Source organism: Vreelandella massiliensis (genome assembly GCF_900155385.1).
Lineage (GTDB): Bacteria > Pseudomonadota > Gammaproteobacteria > Pseudomonadales > Halomonadaceae > Vreelandella > Vreelandella massiliensis.
This window is the reverse complement of record NZ_LT699744.1, coordinates 104,224-124,360: the sequence shown is the minus strand read 5'-3', so window position 1 is coordinate 124,360 and position 20,137 is coordinate 104,224. Positions and strand designations below refer to the sequence as shown.

Sequence of the window (20,137 nt, the reverse complement as noted above, 5' to 3'; positions counted from 1 at the left end):
TCGGATTCTGATTTTCAGCACGCCCCGGTGTCCCGGGGCCAAGCTCACTCCGGCCGCCGCCGGGATTCGTCAAGCAGGCTACCCAGGCTCGCCGCCTTGGGCTTCACCAGCCAGAAATGGCGCGCATACTCACTGAAGTCTTCCAGAATCGCCAGCCCGCGCGCTGAGCCAGTCTCGACAGCGTAGGCTTCGATCACCTCGCGCAGATGGCGGCGGTGCGCCTCCATCGCCTCGGTATTGATGCGGTGAATCTCCACCAGCTCGTGGTTGTACTTATCCACGAAGGTGCGATCCTCATCCAGCACATAGGCAAACCCACCGGTCATGCCCGCGCCGAAGTTGACGCCGGTTTCTCCCAGCACGCAGACCAAACCGCCGGTCATGTACTCGCAGCAGTGATCCCCCGCGCCCTCGATCACCGCGTGCGCGCCGGAGTTGCGCACCGCGAAACGCTCACCGGCGATGCCTGCGGCAAAGAGCGTGCCGCCGGTGGCACCATAAAGGCAGGTGTTGCCGATGATCGCCGTCTTGTGGCTCTCGAACTGGCTCTCTTTCGGCGGCACGATCACGATCTTGCCGCCGTTCATGCCCTTGCCGACGTAATCGTTGGCATCGCCTTCCAGATGCAAGTGCAGGCCACGGGCATTCCACACGCCGAAACTTTGGCCGGCCACGCCGGTAAAGCGCGCGACAATTGGCGTCTCTTCCAGCCCCGCCTCACCGTGCTGTTTGGCGATCGCCCCGGAGGTCATCGCCCCCACGCTACGGTCGCAGTTAGTGATCTTGAAGCTAAACTCGCCGCCCGATTTTGACTCGATGGCGTCGCGCACCGCTTCCAGCACTTCCTGGTTTTTAGCCCCCGGGTCGTGGGGGACGTTGCGGCTCACCTGGCAAAACTGCGGCGCATCGGCGGGCACAAAGTCGTTGGCCAAAAGCGGCGTCAAGTCGAGCTTGCGCTGCGAAGCCGTGCTGCCTTCGAGCACGTCAAGCAGATCGGTGCGACCGATCAGATCGGTCAGCTTGCGCACGCCCAGCATGGCCATCAGCTCGCGCACCTCTTCGGCGATAAAGCGGAAGTAGTGCTTGACCATGTCGACCGTGCCCCGGAAGTGCTCGCCGCGCAGGAAGTCATCCTGGGTAGCGACGCCGGTGGCGCAGTTGTTCAAGTGGCAAATACGCAGGTACTTACAGCCCAGCGCCACCATCGGCGCGGTGCCAAAACCAAAGCTCTCGGCGCCTAGAATCGCCGCTTTCACCACGTCTAGGCCGGTTTTCAACCCGCCATCGGTCTGCAGGCGAATCTTGTCGCGCAGGCCGTTGATGCGCAGCGCCTGATGCACTTCGGGCAAGCCAAGCTCCCAGGGGCTCCCGGCATGCTTGATCGAGGTCAGCGGGCTTGCCGCCGTGCCGCCGTCGTAACCGGAGACGGTGATCAGGTCCGCGTACGCCTTGGCCACCCCCGTGGCGATCGTGCCAATCCCCGGCTCGGAGACCAGCTTCACCGACACCTGCGCGTCGGGATTGACCTGCTTGAGGTCAAAGATCAGCTGCGCCAGGTCCTCGATCGAGTAGATATCGTGGTGCGGCGGCGGCGAGATCAGCGTCACGCCGGGCACCGAGTAGCGCAGACGGGCGATAAGCTGATTCACCTTGCCGCCCGGTAACTGCCCGCCCTCACCGGGCTTGGCGCCCTGTGCGACCTTGATCTGCAGCACTTCGGCGTTGACCAAGTAGTGCGGGGTGACCCCGAAGCGGCCCGAGGCGATCTGCTTGATTTTGGAGGAGCGAATCGTGCCGTAGCGCGCCGGGTCCTCGCCGCCCTCACCTGAGTTGGAGCGTCCACCCGCCTCGTTCATCGCCTGCGCCAAGGCCTCATGGGCTTCCGGCGAGAGCGCGCCCAGCGACATCCCGGCGCTGTCAAAGCGCGGGATCAGCTCGTCGACCGACTCCACCTCATCCAGCGGCAGCGGCGTTTCGGCCGGTTTGAGCGTTAAAAGGTCACGGATGGTGGCCACCGGACGCTCGTTGACCAGCTGGGCAAACTTCTTCCACTTGGCGTAGCTGCCCTCCTGCACGGCCTGCTGAAGGGTCATTACCACGTCCGGGTTATAGGCGTGGTACTCATGCCCATGCACGTACTTGAACATGCCGCCTTGCGAGATACCTTTGCGCGCAATCCAAGCGTCACGCGCCAGCGCTTCCTGCTGCAACTGCAGCTCGGCGAAACCGGTGCCCTGAATCCGCGACGCCATCCCGGGGAAACACATCTGCATGATCTCGTCGCTCAACCCCACCGCTTCAAACAGCATCGAACCGCGGTAGGAAGCGAGCGTCGAGATCCCCATCTTGGAGAGAATCTTGAACAGCCCCTTCTGTAGCCCTTTGCGGTAGTTCTCGCGGGCATCCGCCGGATTGCCGGTCAGCTCGCCCACGCGATGCATATCGGCCATGACCTGATACGCCAGCCACGGATAGACCGCCGTGGCCCCCACGCCAAACAGCACCGCCATCTGGTGAGCATCCCGCGCATAGCCGGTTTCCACCACGATGTTGGCGTCGGGGCGCAGCGCCAGGCGACCCAGGTGAGTATGCACTGCCCCCACCGCGAGCGCGGCTTGAATCGGGATCTGCCCCTTGGGTAGTTCGGCATCCGAGAGCACCAGCAGTACCTTGCCGCTGCGCACCTGGTTTTCGGCGTCTTGGCACAGCGCCTTGAGCGCCTGCTTGAGCGACTGCTGCTCCGGGTCGTACCCCATGGGGAGCGTCACGCTAGCGAAGGCCGGGTCTTCATGACTCACCAGCGCCGTGAACTTGCGCGGCGAGAGAACCGGTGTGGTCAGAATGATGCGGTGGGCGTGCTCCGGCGTGGCCTTAAAGACGTTAAGCTCCGCCCCGATACAGGTCTCAAGCGACATCACGATCGCTTCGCGCAGCGGGTCGATCGCCGGGTTGGTGACTTGGGCGAACTTCTGGCGGAAGTAGTCCGAGAGCAGACGCGGACGACTGGAGAGCACCGCCATGGGCGTGTCGTCGCCCATGGAACCCACCGCTTCCTGGCCGCTCTCTGCGAGCGGGCGCAGCACCTGGTCGCGCTCCTCAAAGCTGACCTGGAACATCTTTTGCTGCGTATTAAGCGCGTCGGTGTCCATGCTCTGAAAGCGAGCCAGCTCAGTGAGGGCGGACTCCAGATAGTTGGCTTCCTGCTTCAACCAGCGCTTGTAGGGGTAGGCCGATTTCAGCCGGTTATCGATCTCTTCGGTATGCAGCACTTCGCCGGTTTGAGTATCCACGGCGAGCATCTGCCCCGGACCGACGCGGCCCTTGGCCACCACATCCGCGGGCTTGTAGTCGTAGGTGCCGATCTCGGAGGCTAGCGTGATGTAACCGTTTTTGGTGATCACCCAGCGCGCCGGACGCAGACCGTTACGGTCGAGCATACAGACCGCTTGACGGCCATCGGTCATCACCACGCCGGCCGGGCCGTCCCACGGCTCCATGTGCATGGAGTTGTATTCGTAGAAAGCGCGCAGCTCGGCGTCCATGGTTTCCACGTTCTGCCATGCCGGCGGCACCATCATGCGCACCGCACGGTGCAGCTCCATGCCACCGGTGAGCAGCACCTCAAGCATGTTATCCATGCTTGAGGAGTCGGAGCCGGTGGTATTGACGATCTCGTCTAGCTCGGCGATATCCGGCAAGCGGTCATTGACGAAGTTCTGCTTGCGCGAATTCGCCCAGCCACGGTTGGCTTCGATGGTGTTGATTTCGCCGTTGTGGGCGAGCAGACGGAACGGCTGCGCCAACGGCCAGCGCGGAGCGGTGTTGGTCGAGAAGCGCTGGTGGAAAACGCAGATCGCCGTTTCCAAGCGCGAATCATTCAGGTCGTGATAAAACGCCGGCAGATCTTCCGGCATCACCAAGCCTTTATAGGAGACCACCTCGCTTGAGAGCGAAGCGACATAGAAATCGTCATCATCGCGCAGTGTTTGCTCGGCCCGGCGACGCGCCATGTAAAGGTCCACGTCGAAATGCGCTCCGCTGCCCGGCTCCACAAACACCTGGTGGATACGCGGCAGGCAGTCGAGCGCCATCGGGCCGCAAACGGATGCATCCACCGGGACTTCGCGCCAGCCGGCCACCTTCAGGCCGCGATGTTTAAGCTCGCTTTCCAGCACCTCACGGCCATGCTTGGCGCGGCTATCATCGTCGGGCAGAAACACCACGCCCACGGCAAAGCGCTCGCCCAAGGTAACGCCTAGCGCATCAAACGCCACGTCGCGCATGAATTGCACGGGCATTTTTAACAGCAGGCCGCAGCCGTCGCCAGTTTTGCCATCGGCCGCGATACCGCCACGGTGCGTCATGCAAGTCAGCGACTCAATGGCCGTTTTCAGCAAGTCATGGCTTGCCTCTCCCTCCATGTGGGCGATCAAACCGAAGCCGCAGTTGTCGCGAAACTCGCCGGGCTGATGAAGACCTCTGTTCATGGGCGTGCCTCTGATAAGCGTATTTTATTAACAGCGAGCCCATGATATAAAGAAAGGTTTTTTTGTATTTTTACCGCTTACCTTTCTGGCCTTTAGTGGCCGCTTTTGGTGCTCGCCGGGATGAGAAAATGGCCGCTCAGCATAGCCATCACCCCCCACCTCGCGCAATCGCATTCCCCTTTTTGCACCGCAAAAAACCTTGGCAAATCGCAGCGTTGCGCTCTAGCAAAGTCAAAAAACCGATACACTTCAACGACTTGTAACAGCGTATAACGCTATTTTAACGAACCCCAAAAGCGCATAGACTTTAGTCTAAAAAGACACTAAAACCCCATGCCGATAGCGCATAAGGCATGCCGATTGTCTTATTGGAAGTGAGCCATCGAGTGCAGCCCACACAAAAAAGCCCACCCCTCGATAAGTGAGAAGTGAGCCACAGGTGTTACCTCTTATTGAGACAAGGGAATAGGGAAAGGCGGGGCAACCCGGCGAGGAGAGCTGATTAAGCGCGCGGGTAGGCGTCCAATAGCGCCGCTAATCGCTCAGGCGGGGTGGCATCGCTGATACAGGCGTCACCCAAGGCGTTGAGCAGCACCAGACGCAAGCGGCTATCGATATTTTTCTTATCGCGGCGCATGTGCGTCAAAAAGTGCTCGCGGGTCATCTCGGCGGGCGCGGCAAGCGGCAGGCCAGCGCTTTCGATCACCGCTAGCGCGCGGTCAAGGGCGGCGTCATCGATAGCGCCAAGCTCCCGGGATAGCGTCGCCGCCATGGCCATGCCGGCCCCCACCGCCTCGCCGTGCAACCAGTTGCCGTAGCCTTGATGCGCCTCGATGGCGTGACCAAAGGTGTGCCCTAGGTTCAAAAGCGCGCGCACCCCTTGCTCGGTTTCATCCTCGGCGACGATATCGGCCTTGATCTGGCAGCTACGCGCGATGGCCTCGGCTAGCGTCTCGGGGTCACGCTGACGAAGTGCCGTCATGTTCGCTTCAAGCCAGCTCAAAAACGCCGCGTCGCGGATAAAGCCATACTTGATCACTTCGGCAAGCCCCGCCGAAAGCTCACGATCAGGCAGGGTATCGAGCGAATCGATGGCCACTACCACCGCCTTGGGCTGCCAAAACGCGCCGATCATGTTTTTCCCCAGCGGGTGATTGACACCGGTCTTGCCGCCAACGGACGAATCCACCTGGGAGAGCAGCGTCGTGGGTATCTGGATAAATGCCACTCCACGCTGGTAGCTTGCCGCTGCAAAGCCGACCATATCGCCGATCACGCCGCCACCGAGGGCGATTAGCGTGCAGCGACGATTAAACCCGGCTTCCAATAGCGCATCCCAAATGCGCCCCACCTGCTCGACGCTTTTGTACTGCTCGCCGTCCGGCAGCACGACGCTGCGCACGTCGAGTGTCTCGGGCAGACACTGGGTCAACGCCTCAAGGTAGAGCGGGGCGATGGTCTCATTGGTGACAATCATCACTTGCTGGCCGGCAAGATACGGCACGATCGATTCGGAGCGGCTCAACAGCCCCGTGCCAATATGAATGGGGTAGCTGCGCTCGCCGAGCGCGACCTGAAGCGTGCGTAGCACGCCGTTTGGGTGTGTCATGTTAATCCCTTATTTTTGCGCCGCGCCCGCTTTACGCACCGCGCCGGCGGTTTGCAAGGGGTCCACCAACCGCTGGACGCGACGTAAAATCTCGTTAACCACGGCGCGCGGGCTGCGACGGTCGGTGCGTACGGTAATATCGGCCGTGGCACGATAGAGGGGGTCGCGCTTGGCGAACATGTCGTAAAGCACTTGTTCGCGGTCGGCGCACTGTAAAAGCGGCCGGTTGCGGTCTTTCGCCGTGCGCCTAAGCTGCTGCTCCACCGTGGTCATCAAGTAGATCACCGTGCCGCGCTCACGTAGCGCGCGCCGGTTCTCTTCGCGCAGCACCGCTCCGCCGCCGGTGGCCACCACGACATTAGGGTATTGGGTCAGCTCGTCGATCATCTGCACTTCGCGCTGACGAAAGCCCGCCTCGCCCTCGACGTCAAAAATCCAGGGGATATCCGCGCCGCAGCGGTCTTGAATGGCATGATCGCTATCGTAGAAAAGGCGCGACAGCTCGCCCGCCAACAGGCGGCCAATGGTGCTTTTGCCAGCCCCCATGGGGCCAATCAGAAATAAGTTGGGTAAATCCTGCATTAGGGAACCGTCAGGGCGTCATCAAGGAGTCGTGGCGTAATGAAAACCAGTAACTCGACCTTTTCATTACTCTCTTCATTGTACCGGAACAGTCTACCAATTAACGGCAAATCGCCCAGCAGCGGTGTTTTCGCGATTTGGCGTAGCTCTTCGGTGGTTAAAATGCCGCCCAGCACCACAGTTTGGCCGTTGTCCACCAGCACCTGGGTTTCAATGGTATTGGTATCGATGGGCGGCTCGCCGCCAAACTCGGAGTCGCGGAAGCTGTCGTTGCGAATCACCAAGTCCATAATAATGCGGTTATCGGGAGTAATCTGAGGTGTCACCTCCAGCTCCAACAGTGCTTCTTTAAACTCGGTATCCGGGTTACCTTGTTCGTCAACACTCTGGTAGGCGCGCTCTTCCCCTTGGCTGATGGTCGCAGAGCGCTGGTTGGCGGTGATGATACGCGGCTGTGAAATGGTCTGGCTTTTGCCCTCGCTCTCCAGGGCGCGCAGCTCCAGATCGAGCAGAATATCGCCCGCCAAATACCCGAAACTAAAATTCGATGTTCTGCCCGCGAAGTTACCCAGATCCACGTCAAGACCGCCCCGTGCACGGTTTAACCCGGCCGGATTAATATCACGCGCTGCGTAAGTACCGTCCTCCGCCTGCTGAAATCCCCGCGTGCTGGATGCGTCCCAGTTAACCCCCAACTCCCGGGAGGCCGTATCGCGAGCAATGACAATACGCGCCTCGATTTGCACTTGGCGCACGGCGACATCAAGCCGATCCAGCGTACTCATAATCTGCTCTAGCTGCTCGCGGGTATCCTGCACCAGAAGCGTGTTGGTGCGCTGATCGGTGGTTACCCGGCCGCGGTCAGTCAGCAGGCCAAACCCCTCTTCACCGCGCAAGAGTTGGGCTAAATCTTCCGCGCGGGCATACTTCACTTCCACAAACTCGGTGACCAAGGGCGATAGCGTCTCGCGCTGCTGGCGCGCTTCAAGCTCTTGCTGCTCCAGCGCGGCAAGCTCGGCGGCCGGGGCGACCACGATCACATTGCCCCGCTTGCGGCTAGAGAGCCCTTGGCTTTGCAGAATCAACTCCAACGCCTGGTCCCAAGGCACATCGTTGAGGTTCAGTGTCACGCGCCCGGTCACGCCGTCGCTTGCCACAATATTGAAACCGGAAAAATCCGCCAGGGTGGAGAGCACCGAGCGCACTTCAATATCTTGAAAGTTAAGGCTTAAGCGCTCGCCGGTGAACGCCTCTTCCTTGGCTTTACGCTGCTCTTGCGGCGCCTCGCTGACCGGTTGCACCTCCACCGTCAGCGTGCGCCCACTCTGCGAGGAGACCATGGCGTAAGCGCCTTGAGTCTCCAGGGCTAACTCGGTGCCGCGAGCGCTGGCACGTGGCACGACCCGGGTAATCGGCGTGGCAAAATCCGTCACGTCATAGATTTGGTTGAGCGAATCTGGAATCGCCACATCACGTAAGCTCACCACCACCTCGCCACCGCGCTCTTCTACGCGCGGGTCGATCGTGTCGCGATCAAAGATCACCTCTAATCTACCCGCGCCCTTTTCGCCGCGATGAAAGTCGATCTCCTCGATCTGAGGCCCTTCCGTGGTGGCGAGCGCGTCCGGCTCTAATGCAGGTGCCTGCGCATCTGTAGCAAAGGCGATGCGCAGCCGGCCGTCACCGGGCTCTGTGGTGTAGTCGTACGCCTCGGCGAGATTGATGACCAGCCGTGTACGCTCGCCCGCCTCAATCGCGGTGATATGCTCGACCCCTCCCTTTGCAACGTCTAAGCGGCGTGTGGCTAACCCGCTACTGGTATTCGGAAGGTCAATGGCCAAACGCGGTGGATCGTCCAGGCGGTAGCTTTTGATCTCGGGCACACTGCCAAAAAACTGCAGGTCGATATTAACCCGCTCACTGCCGTTATCATCAACATTGATATGGGTAAGCACGGTCGCCGATGCCCAGGCGGGCAGCAGTGGCAACAGCGCCATTGCCGCACACCCTAAACAACGGCGGGTGGTAAGCAGTGTTTGATTCAACGCTTTTCGCAACACGGTTACGCCCATACCCTCTCCTAATTTGCTCTTTTGGCCGCGGCCCTATTTATTCGTCGGCGTTCTCGCCATCGGCAAGCGTCAGCGCGGCGTCACGGACTTGCCATCCCTGGCGCTGCGTAAAGACGCGCTCTTTGATGTCGATGCGCTGCTCCGTGATGCGGCTGATCCGCCCGTAATTCGATCCCACGTAATTGCCCACGCCGACGCTGACTACTTCCTCGTCCGGCGTGCGTATCAGCGCGCGCTGGCGCTGGCCCATTTGCAGTGTCCCCACAAGCTGCAGCTCTTGCAGCGCGTAGCGCTCCAGAGGCTCAGGTGAGCGCTCTTGATTGGGCGCCAACTCGCTGTCGCCTGGCTGCGTGAACGTGTTTTCCACTACCGCATCGGGGGCTAAAAACGGGCTGCGCGCATCGCTATAACGGTACGGTAGCGGTTCGTAATCGGGCACACGGGGAATCTCGATCATGGGCTGACTGCCCGGCGCCTCACGGATGTCCGCCAGCTTTTGTTTGAGTTGGGCCATATTGGCGTCGGCACAGCCGGCGAGCATCAACGCCACGCCTGACAGGACCATGAGTTTCGCTTGGCGCCACGTCATGCATCATCCTCCGATGCTTGCACACGGGACAGATCGCTATAGGTGCGCGCCAACATGGAGAGACGCAGCGTACTGCCCTGCCCCTCTACCGGCTCTAGGGTAAAGTCATGCTGGGTGACGATCCGCGAGAGGGCCGCCATGTCCGCCACGAACTGGGCAATTTGGTGGTACTCCCCCCGCACCTGAATATCGAAAGGATGCTCCACATAGTGCTCTTGCGTCACCGTTGAGCGCAGCCGAATATTTTCAATGTTGAGCTGATTGTCCACCGCCGCGTCGCTAATGCTATCGAGCAGCGACGGAATCTCAACGCTTGTCGGCAACATCGCGCGCAAGCGGGTCATTTGGGCATTAATCTCTTCTAGCTTCTCTTCCATGTTCGGCAGGTGCGCGGCCTCCGCGGCTTTACTGCGGTACTCTTCCAGTAACCGCGTTTCTTCCCGCTCCGCGGCCGCCCATCCATCGCGGCGCTCACTAATCACAAACCAGTACATGGCGCCGAGTGAGAGCAACAGCGCCAACACCAGGCAGAGTGCTTTCAGCAACAGCGGCCAACTCCCGGCCTCTTTGATATCCAGCGCCTGAATATCCACCTCATGCAAGCGCTGCCACTCGTCTAGCCACCAGTCACGATCAAGCCTCATTATCCCTCTCCTGATCGCTGCCCTCGGCGTCGCCGTCGGCGTCGCCGTCGGCGGTTCCATCATCGTCGGATGCGACGCTTTGCTGCTTCACTTCAAAGCGAAACACCCGTCTGGCGCTGTCGCTATCGCTCTCAAGCTCGGTAAATTGCGCCACCCCAAGCCCTGGCATCTGCTCAATACGGCGTAGCTGTTCGGAAACCTGGCGGTCACTGCCCGCTTCTGCCGTCGCGCTCAAGGTGTCACCGCTACGGGACAGACGCTGGTAAATCACCCCGTTGGCCACGCTTTGGGCAATCTCGTTAAAGACACGCACGGTTTTGATCCGCTCATTTTGCAGCGTTTGGAAGAGTTCAAGTTGGTTGCTGAGCTCAACCGCGTCCTCTTCGTAGCCGCGCACTTCGCTAATATCCGCTTCCAGCTCTTGGATTTGCGCGGTGATATAGCGATTTCGCTCGCGCTGCGTCTCTAGCTCCGCCTGATACAATCGCGCGACCACAAACCCCAGCGCCGTTCCCAGCACCAGCATCGCCACCAGCAGTATATGGAAGCGGCGGGTCTGGCGCTGACGCCTCTCTTCGCGCCAAGGCAGCAGGTTAATCATGACACTCATTGGCCCGCCCTCATGGCCAGACCGCAAGCGGTCAGCATGGCGGGCGCGTCGTTGGTCAGCCCTTCGATGTTTAAGCGTTTATTAATCTGCATGGTTTGAAATGGGTTGGCAATGGTCACCCGCATGCCGCTATCTTCTGCGATGCGCTCGGCAAGGCCGGGGATAACGCTCGACCCACCGCCGAGGACGATCTCTTTCACCTCGTGGTGGCGCCCCGCCGTGTAGTAGAGCTGAAGCGAACGGCCTACCTGCTGTACCACGGTTTCCAGAAATGGATTTAGCACTTTTTCCTGGTAATCGTCGGGCAGTCCGCCCCGTTTTTTGGCAAACCCGGCTTCTTCCATCGAGAGGTCGTAACGCTCCCGAATCGCATCGGTTAACTGCCGTCCGCCAAACACCGTATCGCGGCTGTAAACGATATGTCCGCCGCGCATCACGTGAAAGGCGTTCATATTGGCGCCAAAATCGACCAGCCCCACACAGGTCGACGGGTCCAACTCAACGCTGAGCTGACGTTTTAGCACCTCAAAACTGCGCTCCATGGCAAAGGTTTCAACATCCACGGCCGCGGGTTCAAGGCCGGCGCGTTCAAGGGTTTCGGTCAACTGGCTGACATCGTGCTGGCGGCAAGCCACCAGCAGCACCCGCTGCTCCCCTTCATCGTAAGGCGAGGGGCCTAGGCGCTGAAAATCAAACGCCACTTCGTTGAACGGGAACGGAATATGGCGGTCTGACTCGGCGATAATGCGCTCTTCGATATCGTCTTCGCTCAATCCAGCGGGAAAGTTGAGCGTCTTGGTAATCGCGGCGCTCGCGGGAACGGCAACGGCGGCTTTGCGGGTCGAGGGTTTGGCATGCTCGACGGCGCGGCTCAACACGCTTGCCACGTCGTCAATATCTTGGATACGGCGCTCGATCACCGCGCCCTCGCGTAGCGGGCGCACGGCATAGCTTTCGACGCAGTAGTTATCCGCCGTGGGCTTAAGCTCCAAGAGCTTGACCGTCGCCGAGGTAATATCGACGCCAATCAAGCCGTTATTGGATTTGAGCAAGCGCATTAGGGTGTTTGGCTCCGGCTGTGATGACGGGTAAATCGAGGTTACATGATTTTAACCTAAGGCACACGCGCAACGGCTCACTGCATATCAACACTGGTGAGCGCCGCGTGAGCTTCCTATAATGGCAGCCGTTCACCTTATATGGGCGCTATGCCACGGTTATCTTGCGCTGCTTCATTATCGCGCCGCCATCGCCATTTGGGCTTACTTCACGCTTCCCACGGGTACTCTGTTTTCATGAAGTTTTTTAGCACACTGATTTTATCGCTATTTTCCCTTCTCGTAGCCCTGGTGGGAGCCACAGCGCTGGCCGTTATCGGCGCGGGCATCTACTTTGCCCCCGGCTTACCCGATGTGCGCCAACTGGAAAACGTCGAGCTGCACACACCGCTGCGTATTTACACCCGTGATGGCAAGTTGATGGGCGAATTCGGTGAAGAGCGCCGGATTCCGGTCGATTTCGACGCCATTCCGCAACCCATGATTGACGCGCTGATCGCCGCGGAGGACCAAAGTTACTTCGATCACGTCGGCGTTGACCCCCGCGGGCTGATTCGCGCCGCGGTGGAACTCGCACAAAGCGGCGGCACCATTCAGTCCGGCGGCTCGACCATTACCATGCAGGTGGCGCGAAACTATTTGCTCACCCTCGACCAAACCTTCACGCGTAAGATTCGCGAGATTCTGCTCGCCCTGCAGATGGAGCAGGTGCTCAGCAAAGAGGAAATCTTTGAGCTTTACGTCAATAAAATCTTCCTGGGCAATCGCGCTTACGGCATCGCCTCGGCGGCAGAGACGTACTACGACAAGCCGCTGGCGGAGCTGTCGCTGGCGCAAACGGCGATGATCGCCGGCTTACCCAAGGCCCCCTCCGCGTTTAACCCGCTGGCCAACTCGGAGCGCTCGCTGATTCGGCGTAACTGGATTCTGTTTCGCATGCGCGAACTCGGCTTTATCGACGAAAACGCCTACGAGCAAGCCGTGCAAGCGCCGGTCACCGCTCAGCGCCACGAAACACAGCTTGAAGTCGAGGCGGCTTATGTGGCTGAAATGGCCCGTCAATACGCCATTAACGAGTACGGCGACGATGCCTACACCGGCGGCTACCGCATTTACACCACCTTGGATAGCGAGCTACAGCCCTATGCCCGCCGCGCCTTGGCCGAAGGCTTGCTGGCTTACGACCGCCGCCACGGCTGGCGAGGCCCGGAACAGCAAGACATCCCGGCAAGTTTGGTGGAAGCACAGGAGCAAACTGAAACCCGCGGCCTTGAAGAGGAGCTCGCTGAGTCGCCTGAGATTCGCGAAACCGCCCGCCAGGCCGCCGAGCGCAGCCAAACCGAAGTGGAAGGGTTTGATGGCGATGTGAGCAACTGGGTGCAAGTGTTAAGCCGCACGCCGAGCTACGGCGTGCTTAAGCCCGCCATTGTGGTCGAAAGCAGCGGCCGCGAAATGCACGTCATCACCCGCGACAGCGGCATACGCACTATCGAATGGGAAGGTTTGGAGTGGGCCGAGCCCTACTTAAGCCCGCGCAGTCGCGGCGCGGCCCCCACCTCGGCCGACCAAATCGCTGAGCGCGGCGACCTTGTCCGCGTGGTGGAAGACGAAGAGGGGGATCTTAGGCTTTCGCAACTTCCCGATGCCGAGGGCTCGCTGGTGGTGCAAAACCCGCAAACCGGGGCGATTGTGGCCCTGCAGGGGGGCTTTGATTTTAACGCCAGCAAGTTTAATCGCGCCGTTCAGGCGCAGCGTCAGTCCGGTTCCATCTTCAAGCCGTTCATCTATCTCGCCGCGCTAGAGGATGGCGAAATGAACGCCGCAAGCGTCGTCAACGATGCCCCGGTGGTGCAAGAGGATGGCAGCGATACGCTCTGGCGCCCGGTCAACTCCAGCCGCGACTTTTTGGGGCCTATACGGCTGCGCCCGGCGCTTGCCCGTTCGCGCAACCTGGTCACGATTCGCGTACTGCGCAGCATGGGGCTGGATTACACCATTAACTACCTGCAAGGTTTCGGCTTCGAGCCTGGGCGCCTTCCCCGCGGACTTTCGCTGGCGCTTGGGAGCGCCGATTTGACCCCGCTTGAGATGACCAACGCCTACGCCGTGCTGGCAAACGGCGGTTTTCAGGTCAGCCCTTGGTTCATCGACCGCGTCACGCAGGGCGGCGAAGAGGCGAGCAATATCTTTGAAGCCACCCCCGCCGTTGCCTGCCGCGAGTGCGACGAGCAGCAAGAGACGGTGGAAATCAACGGCCGTGAGCACCCCATTGCCCCGCGCGTCGCCGACGCCGAAGCGGTGTATATCCTGCGCGATATGCTGCGCGACGTGATCGAAAGTGGTACCGGCCGTGCCGCCCTGAGCCTTAATCGCGAGGATATCGTGGGCAAAACCGGCACCACCAACAATCAGCGCGACGCTTGGTTTGCCGGTTTCAATAGCGATTTGGTCGCGACCGTCTGGGTCGGCAAAGACAGCAACGACACCATCGCCGAATACGGCGCCAATGCCGCGCTGCCGATCTGGACTGACTTTATGGGCAAAGCGCTAGAAGGCGAGCCAGAAGCATGGCCTGAGCGCCCGGAAGGAGTGGTCGCCGCTCGCGTCGATCCCGACACCGGCCGCCGTTTGCACGACGACCAGCCGGGCGGGATTAGCGAGCTCTTTGACGTCGAGCACTTGCCCGACTTCCAATCACGCCGGATCAGCCGCGAACTGGAAGAGGCAAGTGGCTCGGAAGGTTCAGGGGCGGCCGAATCGATCTTCTAAGGCGCTGAGGCTTGCGTGGCCGAGTGCGCTTGACGCTTCGCGGCCACGCCATTGGCCACAATGGCGATGACCATCACCGCCACCCCGGCGAGTTCGGTCATGGCATTGGGGTAAAACACGCCAACAATCGCCGCACCAATCGCTAGGCGCGACGGCCAGCGCATGGTGGTAAAGAGATACCCCTCAAGGGCGGCGGCAAACGCCCCCAGCGCGAGCAGCGCAATCGCCCCGTTCCAGAGCACCACGCCCACCGGTCCGCCGATAATAATTTCTGGGTTGAAGACCATGAACAGCGGAATCAGGTAGAGCCCCTTGGCAAACTTCCACGCTTGAAAGCTGGTCTCCATGGGTTTGCTGCCGGCGATCGCCGCCCCCGCGAAGCCGGCGAGCGCCACCGGCGGCGTGACGTTAGAGTCCTGCGAGTACCAAAACACCACAAGGTGAGCGATCAACAGCGGAATGCCAAACTCCTGGGTCAAGGCGGGGCCGACCAGCACAATCAGCACGATATAGCTTGCCGTCACCGGGAGCCCCATGCCCAGCACCAAGCTGGCCAAGAGCACCAAAATAAGCGCGAGCACGAGGTTGCCGCCGGAGAATGCCAGCATCATGGAGGAGAATTTAAGCCCCAAGCCGGTAAGCCCCACCACGCCCACGATAATCCCCGCCACGGCACACGCCATCGAGACCGCCACGGCATTGCGCGCGCCCAGCTCCAGCCCTTCGATCAACTTGCGCAGGCCGCGCGCGCTCACCTCCATTATCCGGCTGAGCGTCACTGGCTGCCCCTGGCGCGGGGCGACGAAAAGAAACCACAGCGTATAGCGCAGCACGGCCACGAGCACCATGGTCACCACGGCGTAGTACCCTACCCGCATCGGTGACATACTCATCGCCAGCAGCCATACCAACACCGCCAGCGGCAGCAAAAAGTGCCACCCCTCACGCATGACATCGCCAAGCCTTGGCAACTCGCTTCTCGCCATACCCTGCATGCCCTGCTTTAGCGCGATGATATGCACGAACAGATACACCGTGGCGAAATACATCACCGCGGGAAAGATGCTGACTTTGACAATATCCAGGTAAGGGGTGTTGGTGTACTCGGCGATCAAAAACGCCCCCGCGCCCATCAGCGGCGGCATGATCTGCCCGCCGGTGGAGGACGCAGCCTCAATACCGCCGGCCTGCTTACCCTTGTAACCCAAGCGCTTCATGAGCGGAATCGTAAAGGCACCGGTGGTCACCACATTGGCAATCGCGCTGCCGGAAATCGAGCCCATGCCGGCCGAGGCCAAAACCGCCGCTTTCGCCGGGCCGCCACGCTGGCGCCCGGTGGCCGCATAGGCGAGATCGATAAAAAACTTGCCCGCGCCAGTGCTTTCCAGAAAGGCGCCGAAGAGCACAAAAATAAAGATATAGGTGGCCGCCACCCCCAGTGGCAGACCAAAAATCCCCTCTTGTCCCAGATAGAGCTGGCCGGCGATACGGTCCAGGCTATAGCCGCGGTGCGCCAAAATACCCGGAAGCCACTCCCCCAGCCAGGCCAAATCCCCGCGCGGCCCCGCCATGGCGTAGGCAATCGCGATCACGCCGATGATGGTCATGCTCATGCCCACGGCGCGGCGGCTCGCTTCCAGCACCGTGACCGTGGCAATGCACGCCACCACGATATCGGTCTGGCTCCAGAAGCCGGCGCGACCGATGATCTCATCCAGAAAGAGCACTAAATAGCCGCCGGTGATCACCGCCCCGGCAAAAAAGAGGGCATCAATCGCCCAGCACAGAACCCCTCGGCCGCGCGTTGGCCCAAACGCCGGGAACATTAAAAAGGCAAGCATCATGATCAGCGCCAGGTGAATGCTGCGCTGATAAAAAAGCCCCAGCGGCTGAATACCGGCGGAGTAGAGTTGAAACAGCGACAGCCCCACCGCCACCAAGGTGATACACCAAAGCACCGGGCGAGGCTGTTGGATATTGCCACCGGGCATTATGACGGTGGAGTGTTCAGCGTTTTTCATCCGTATTCACCAGTTGAATCCATACCCGCTCGCCCGCGGCGTGGCGGCTTAAGCTGTACGTTTGCATCGCGTCGTTTTGCTGCCACACCAAGCGATGGTTCACCGTCGTGGCCCCCACGCGTAGCGGGTAACGGTTATCCGGTACGGGCTCATTGATCTGCTCGATCCAGTAGCCACCCTGGCCATCGGAGACCTGCTTACCGCGCCCCGGCGTATGCCCAAGCCCTGCGGCGAAATCGGGTTGATGGCTGCGTTCAAGCTGCATGCGCCCAGCGGCATTGCGATAGCAGTCGCGCACGGTGAAGTGCGCAACCGAGTGGTTCCACTCAACGCACCAGCGCTCGCCTTCCGGCATGGCGGTGTGCCAAAGCGGTTCGCCCTGCGCTCGGGTCACCACCAGCCGGTCCGCCAGCGCCGGATGGGGGAGCAGTGATAGCGTGGCAGCCAGACAGGCCAACACTCCCAGCGCAAGCGCCGGGAGTCGTCTAGATGGGTTAATACGCGCCATTTAGGGGCGCAGGCGGTCTGGCACCTCAACGCCCGCTTCCTCAAAGTAGCGGATGGCGCCCGGGTGCAGCGGTACCGGCGTGGACTCCATGGTGAATTCGACGGTGGTGTCATTAGCGGCCGGATGCACCGCAATGAGTTCGTCGGTGTGCTCAAACAGCAGCTCGGTAAGCTGGTAGGCGAGCGCTTCATCCATGGCCGCATTGACGACGAGGACATTGGGAACACCGATCGTGGGCACGGCTTCGTCCATGCCTTCGTAGAGGTTTTCGCTTAGCGAGTAGCGGGCAAAGACCGCGACCTCTTCCCGCGCGTTGGCAATCTCTTCATCGGAAAGCCCGATGAGGCGAATATCGCGGGTGGTCGCCAGGTTCATGATCGAGCTAGTGGGCGGGCCGACGCTCCAGAAACCGGCATCGATATCGCCGTCGCGAATCGCATCAGCGGTCTCATTGAAGTTCAAACGCTGCGGCGTGAAATCGTCGTAGCTGATCCCGTTGGCTTCCAACAGCGCCCGCGCATTGAGCTCGGTCCCGCTACCCGGCGCCCCCACGGAGACACGCTTGCCCTCCAAGTCATCCAGCGAGTGAATATCCGACTCTGCCAGGGTCACCAGCTGCACCGCGTTCGGGTACATCGAGGCCAGCGCCCGGGTCGCTTCAATTTGGCGGCCTTCAAAATCGCCGGTGCCGGTATATGCCTGATAAACCGTATCCGCCAACGCCAGGGCCATATCGGCATCGCCGCGCATGATCAAGCCCATGTTCTCCACCGAGGCACCGGTCACTTCGGCTGTCGCCTGCGCGCCTTCGATGTGCTCGTTGATCATTTCGGCGAAGCCGCCGCCAATGGGGTAGTAGGTGCCGCCGGTGCCGCCGGTCGCGATGGACATTTGCTGTGCCGAGGCCGGCAGTGCCACCGCCAGGATAGAAGCCGCCGCAACGTAGGGAAGCGTCCGCATAAACATTCCTCCGCCCTTAAAAGGGAGTTGTTAGTGGTTATAAAAAAGGAGGTGAATCATTACTGTGCGCTTAAACGCTCAGTGTTATGAACTTAGCACGCCTTTCGCGTTAGTCGCCAACCTGTTAAATACAAACGGTCCCAACGGCGGCTAACGCGACTATACTGGGCACGTTTTTTCACCCCTTATTGGCTTTCTTGCCACCAAGAGTCTTGCTTATGCCCATTTGGGAAGCGGCGGCGCTGGTCGCCATCGGCGTTGCGGCCGGATTTATCAATGTGCTCTCCGCCGGCGGCTCGATGATGACACTGCCGCTATTGATGCTTTTGGGCTTGCCACCGCAGGAGGCCAACGGCACCAACCGCGTCACCATTGTGCTGCAGAGCGTCTCCGCCGTAGGCAACTTCTTGCGCGCGGGGGCGGCTTATATTGGGCTGAGCCTGCGGCTTGCGCTGCCGGCGGTGGCGGGCTCCCTGCTCGGGGCTTGGCTGGCGCTTCAGGTGAGCGATGTGCTGTTCGAGGCGATTTTGATCGTGGTAATGAGCGTTTCTGCCGTGATGATGCTGCTGCCTCAGCCTAAGCGGGATACGCGGCCGTTGACGCCTGAGCGCCTGACGCCGCTGATTTATCTCGCCATGTTCGGCATCGGCCTTTACGGCGGTTTTATCCAAGTCGGCGTGGGCATTCTGTTTATCGTCGTGCTCTACCGTTTGCTTAAAATCGACCTTGTCCAGGTCAACGTCTTCAAGGTGCTAATTGTCCTGGTTTACAGCGTACCGGCGCTGGTGCTGTTTGTGTGGTTTGACCAGGTGCGCTGGCACTACGGTTTGCTGCTCGCGCTGGGCAGCATGACCGGGGCGTGGCTGGCAGTGAAGGTCAACATGAGCCCGCGCGGCGCGCTCTGGATTAAGTACCTCACCCTGGCCGTGATCGCGGCGATTTTGCTGCGCTTGCTGTTGGGTTAGCCGGCGCCAAGAGCTAGGCATCGATCAGCGTTTTTACCTCTTTGACGATATGCGCGCCGATCGGCAGCGCCGAAGTGGCCGCGGGCGACGGTGCGTTACCCACATTGACCGTGCGACGGGTGTTCACAAACAGAAAGTCATCCACCAATTTACCCTCGTGGGACACCGCCTGAGCGCGCACGCCCGCCGGGTAGGGCTTCAAATCGTCCAGCGCAAGGCTTGGGCAGTACTTCTGCACCTGGGCGAGATAAGCGCGTTTGAAAAGCGAGTTTTTCATTTCAAAAAGCCCCGCCTTGGCGTGCTTGGCCAGCACCCGGCGTATGCCCGGATGGGCCAGCATCTCGCGCATATCGCTAAGCGACACATCGCGTTTGCGATACCCCTCGCGTTTGAACGCGAGCACCGCGTTGGGGCCGACAGTGACGCTGCCATCGATCATGCGCGTCAAATGCACGCCCAGAAACGGCATCGCCGGGTCGGGTATGGGGTAGATCAAATGGTTTACGATGGCGTTATGCGTTTCGGGGAGCACGTAATACTCGCCGCGAAACGGACAGATGGTGAAGCCGGGGTCCTGCCCTAAAAGCCGAATCACGCGATCCGCCATTAGCCCCGAGCACGTCACCAGATAGCGCCCGCTGAATGACGCCTCGCCTTCGTCTGTCTCGGTGGTGACGACCACCTCATCGCGGCGCTCGTCCAGGGCCGTGACACAGTGACCGTAGCGCACTTCGCCCCCTAGACGCTCAAACTCGGCGGCCATGGCGCGAGTCACCTCGGCGTAGTCAACGATGCCGCTTGAGGGCACAAAAATCCCCGCCACCCCGGTGATATGGGGTTCTCGCTCGGCCAGCGCCTCGGCAGTGAGCCACTCCCGCTCAAGGCCGTTTTGAGTGATGCGCTCCCAAAGCGCTTGCATGCGTTTTTCTTCCACCGCGTTGGTCGCGACCAAGAGTTTCCCGCAGGTGTTGTACGCCACGCCGTGCTGGTCGCAGAACGCTTTGGTGGCGCGATTACCCTCCAAGCAGAAGCGCGCTTTCAGACTGTCCGGCGCGTAGTAGACGCCCGCGTGAATCACGCCGCTATTGTGCCCGCTTTGATGCTGGGCAGGGCCGCGCTCTTTCTCCACCACGACCATGCGTTTATCCGGGTAGGCCTGCTTAAGCTGCATGGCGGTGGACATGCCTAAGATGCCTCCGCCAACGATCACCACATCCCACATACCCACCTCCTGTTGAAACGGCCGCGATAAGCGCTCTATGT

The 20,137-nt window shown here is 60.6% G+C and carries 14 protein-coding genes; 2 read left to right on the top strand and 12 right to left on the bottom strand.

What is annotated here, in order from left to right; all coding sequences use genetic code 11:
* Positions 1 to 44 precede the first annotated feature (44 nt).
* From gltB to pilM, 8 genes are all read right to left on the bottom strand, one after another.
* Positions 45 to 4,487, bottom strand: a complete 4,443-nt coding sequence (gene gltB / locus BQ9846_RS00550; RefSeq protein WP_075878685.1) for a glutamate synthase large subunit — start codon at positions 4,485 to 4,487, stop codon at positions 45 to 47.
* A gap of 502 nt (positions 4,488 to 4,989) precedes the next feature.
* Positions 4,990 to 6,096, bottom strand: a complete 1,107-nt coding sequence (gene aroB, locus BQ9846_RS00540; RefSeq protein WP_075878683.1) for a 3-dehydroquinate synthase — start codon at positions 6,094 to 6,096, stop codon at positions 4,990 to 4,992.
* 9 nt (positions 6,097 to 6,105) lie between these two features.
* Positions 6,106 to 6,678, bottom strand: coding sequence for a shikimate kinase AroK (aroK, locus tag BQ9846_RS00535; RefSeq protein ID WP_075878682.1), 573 nt, complete (start codon positions 6,676 to 6,678; stop codon positions 6,106 to 6,108).
* The gene (locus BQ9846_RS00530) at positions 6,678 to 8,675 is read right to left on the bottom strand and encodes a type IV pilus secretin PilQ (protein WP_075879437.1); all 1,998 of its coding nucleotides are present in this window, start codon (positions 8,673 to 8,675) and stop codon (positions 6,678 to 6,680) included. The genes aroK and BQ9846_RS00530 overlap by 1 nt, the downstream gene beginning before the upstream one ends.
* A gap of 112 nt (positions 8,676 to 8,787) precedes the next feature.
* A complete protein-coding gene (locus tag BQ9846_RS00525; protein WP_075878681.1) occupies positions 8,788 to 9,339 on the bottom strand; it encodes a pilus assembly protein PilP in 552 nt (183 codons plus the stop codon).
* Positions 9,336 to 9,983 (bottom strand): type IV pilus inner membrane component PilO, encoded by a 648-nt coding sequence (locus tag BQ9846_RS00520; RefSeq protein ID WP_075878680.1) that lies wholly within the window; start codon positions 9,981 to 9,983, stop codon positions 9,336 to 9,338. Before BQ9846_RS00520 ends, BQ9846_RS00525 begins: the two co-directional genes overlap by 4 nt.
* Complete coding sequence (locus tag BQ9846_RS00515) at positions 9,973 to 10,593, bottom strand: PilN domain-containing protein (RefSeq protein ID WP_075878679.1); 621 nt, start codon at positions 10,591 to 10,593, stop codon at positions 9,973 to 9,975. The genes BQ9846_RS00520 and BQ9846_RS00515 overlap by 11 nt, the downstream gene beginning before the upstream one ends.
* Positions 10,590 to 11,651 (bottom strand): type IV pilus assembly protein PilM, encoded by a 1,062-nt coding sequence (gene pilM, locus BQ9846_RS00510; protein ID WP_075878678.1) that lies wholly within the window; start codon positions 11,649 to 11,651, stop codon positions 10,590 to 10,592. Before pilM ends, BQ9846_RS00515 begins: the two co-directional genes overlap by 4 nt.
* Before the next feature lie 237 nt (positions 11,652 to 11,888).
* Between pilM and BQ9846_RS00505 the strand changes: the two genes are divergently transcribed.
* Positions 11,889 to 14,420 carry a penicillin-binding protein 1A gene (locus BQ9846_RS00505; protein ID WP_075878677.1) on the top strand — a complete coding sequence of 844 codons (2,532 nt, stop codon included), beginning with the start codon at positions 11,889 to 11,891 and terminating at the stop codon, positions 14,418 to 14,420.
* Here BQ9846_RS00505 and BQ9846_RS00500 read toward each other — a convergent pair.
* From BQ9846_RS00500 to BQ9846_RS00490, 3 genes are read right to left on the bottom strand one after another with little or no spacing between them, the layout of a single operon-like run.
* Positions 14,417 to 16,441 (bottom strand): TRAP transporter permease, encoded by a 2,025-nt coding sequence (locus BQ9846_RS00500; RefSeq protein ID WP_075878676.1) that lies wholly within the window; start codon positions 16,439 to 16,441, stop codon positions 14,417 to 14,419. The two genes, BQ9846_RS00505 and BQ9846_RS00500, sit on opposite strands and share 4 nt — an antisense overlap.
* Entirely contained in the window at positions 16,428 to 16,949 is a 522-nt protein-coding gene (locus tag BQ9846_RS00495; RefSeq protein WP_075878675.1) for a DUF1850 domain-containing protein, read from the bottom strand. The genes BQ9846_RS00500 and BQ9846_RS00495 overlap by 14 nt, the downstream gene beginning before the upstream one ends.
* Positions 16,950 to 17,909: a TAXI family TRAP transporter solute-binding subunit gene (locus tag BQ9846_RS00490; protein WP_075879436.1), complete on the bottom strand. Its 960-nt coding sequence runs from the start codon at positions 17,907 to 17,909 to the stop codon at positions 16,950 to 16,952.
* A 218-nt stretch (positions 17,910 to 18,127) separates the two neighbouring features.
* On the opposite strand from BQ9846_RS00490, the gene BQ9846_RS00485 reads away from it, so the two are divergent.
* The gene (locus BQ9846_RS00485; RefSeq protein WP_075878674.1) at positions 18,128 to 18,874 is read left to right on the top strand and encodes a sulfite exporter TauE/SafE family protein; all 747 of its coding nucleotides are present in this window, start codon (positions 18,128 to 18,130) and stop codon (positions 18,872 to 18,874) included.
* Between the two features lie 13 nt (positions 18,875 to 18,887).
* Here the strand turns inward: BQ9846_RS00485 and lhgO are convergent, their stop codons facing one another.
* Positions 18,888 to 20,096: an L-2-hydroxyglutarate oxidase gene (lhgO, locus tag BQ9846_RS00480; protein WP_075878673.1), complete on the bottom strand. Its 1,209-nt coding sequence runs from the start codon at positions 20,094 to 20,096 to the stop codon at positions 18,888 to 18,890.
* Positions 20,097 to 20,137 lie beyond the last annotated feature (41 nt).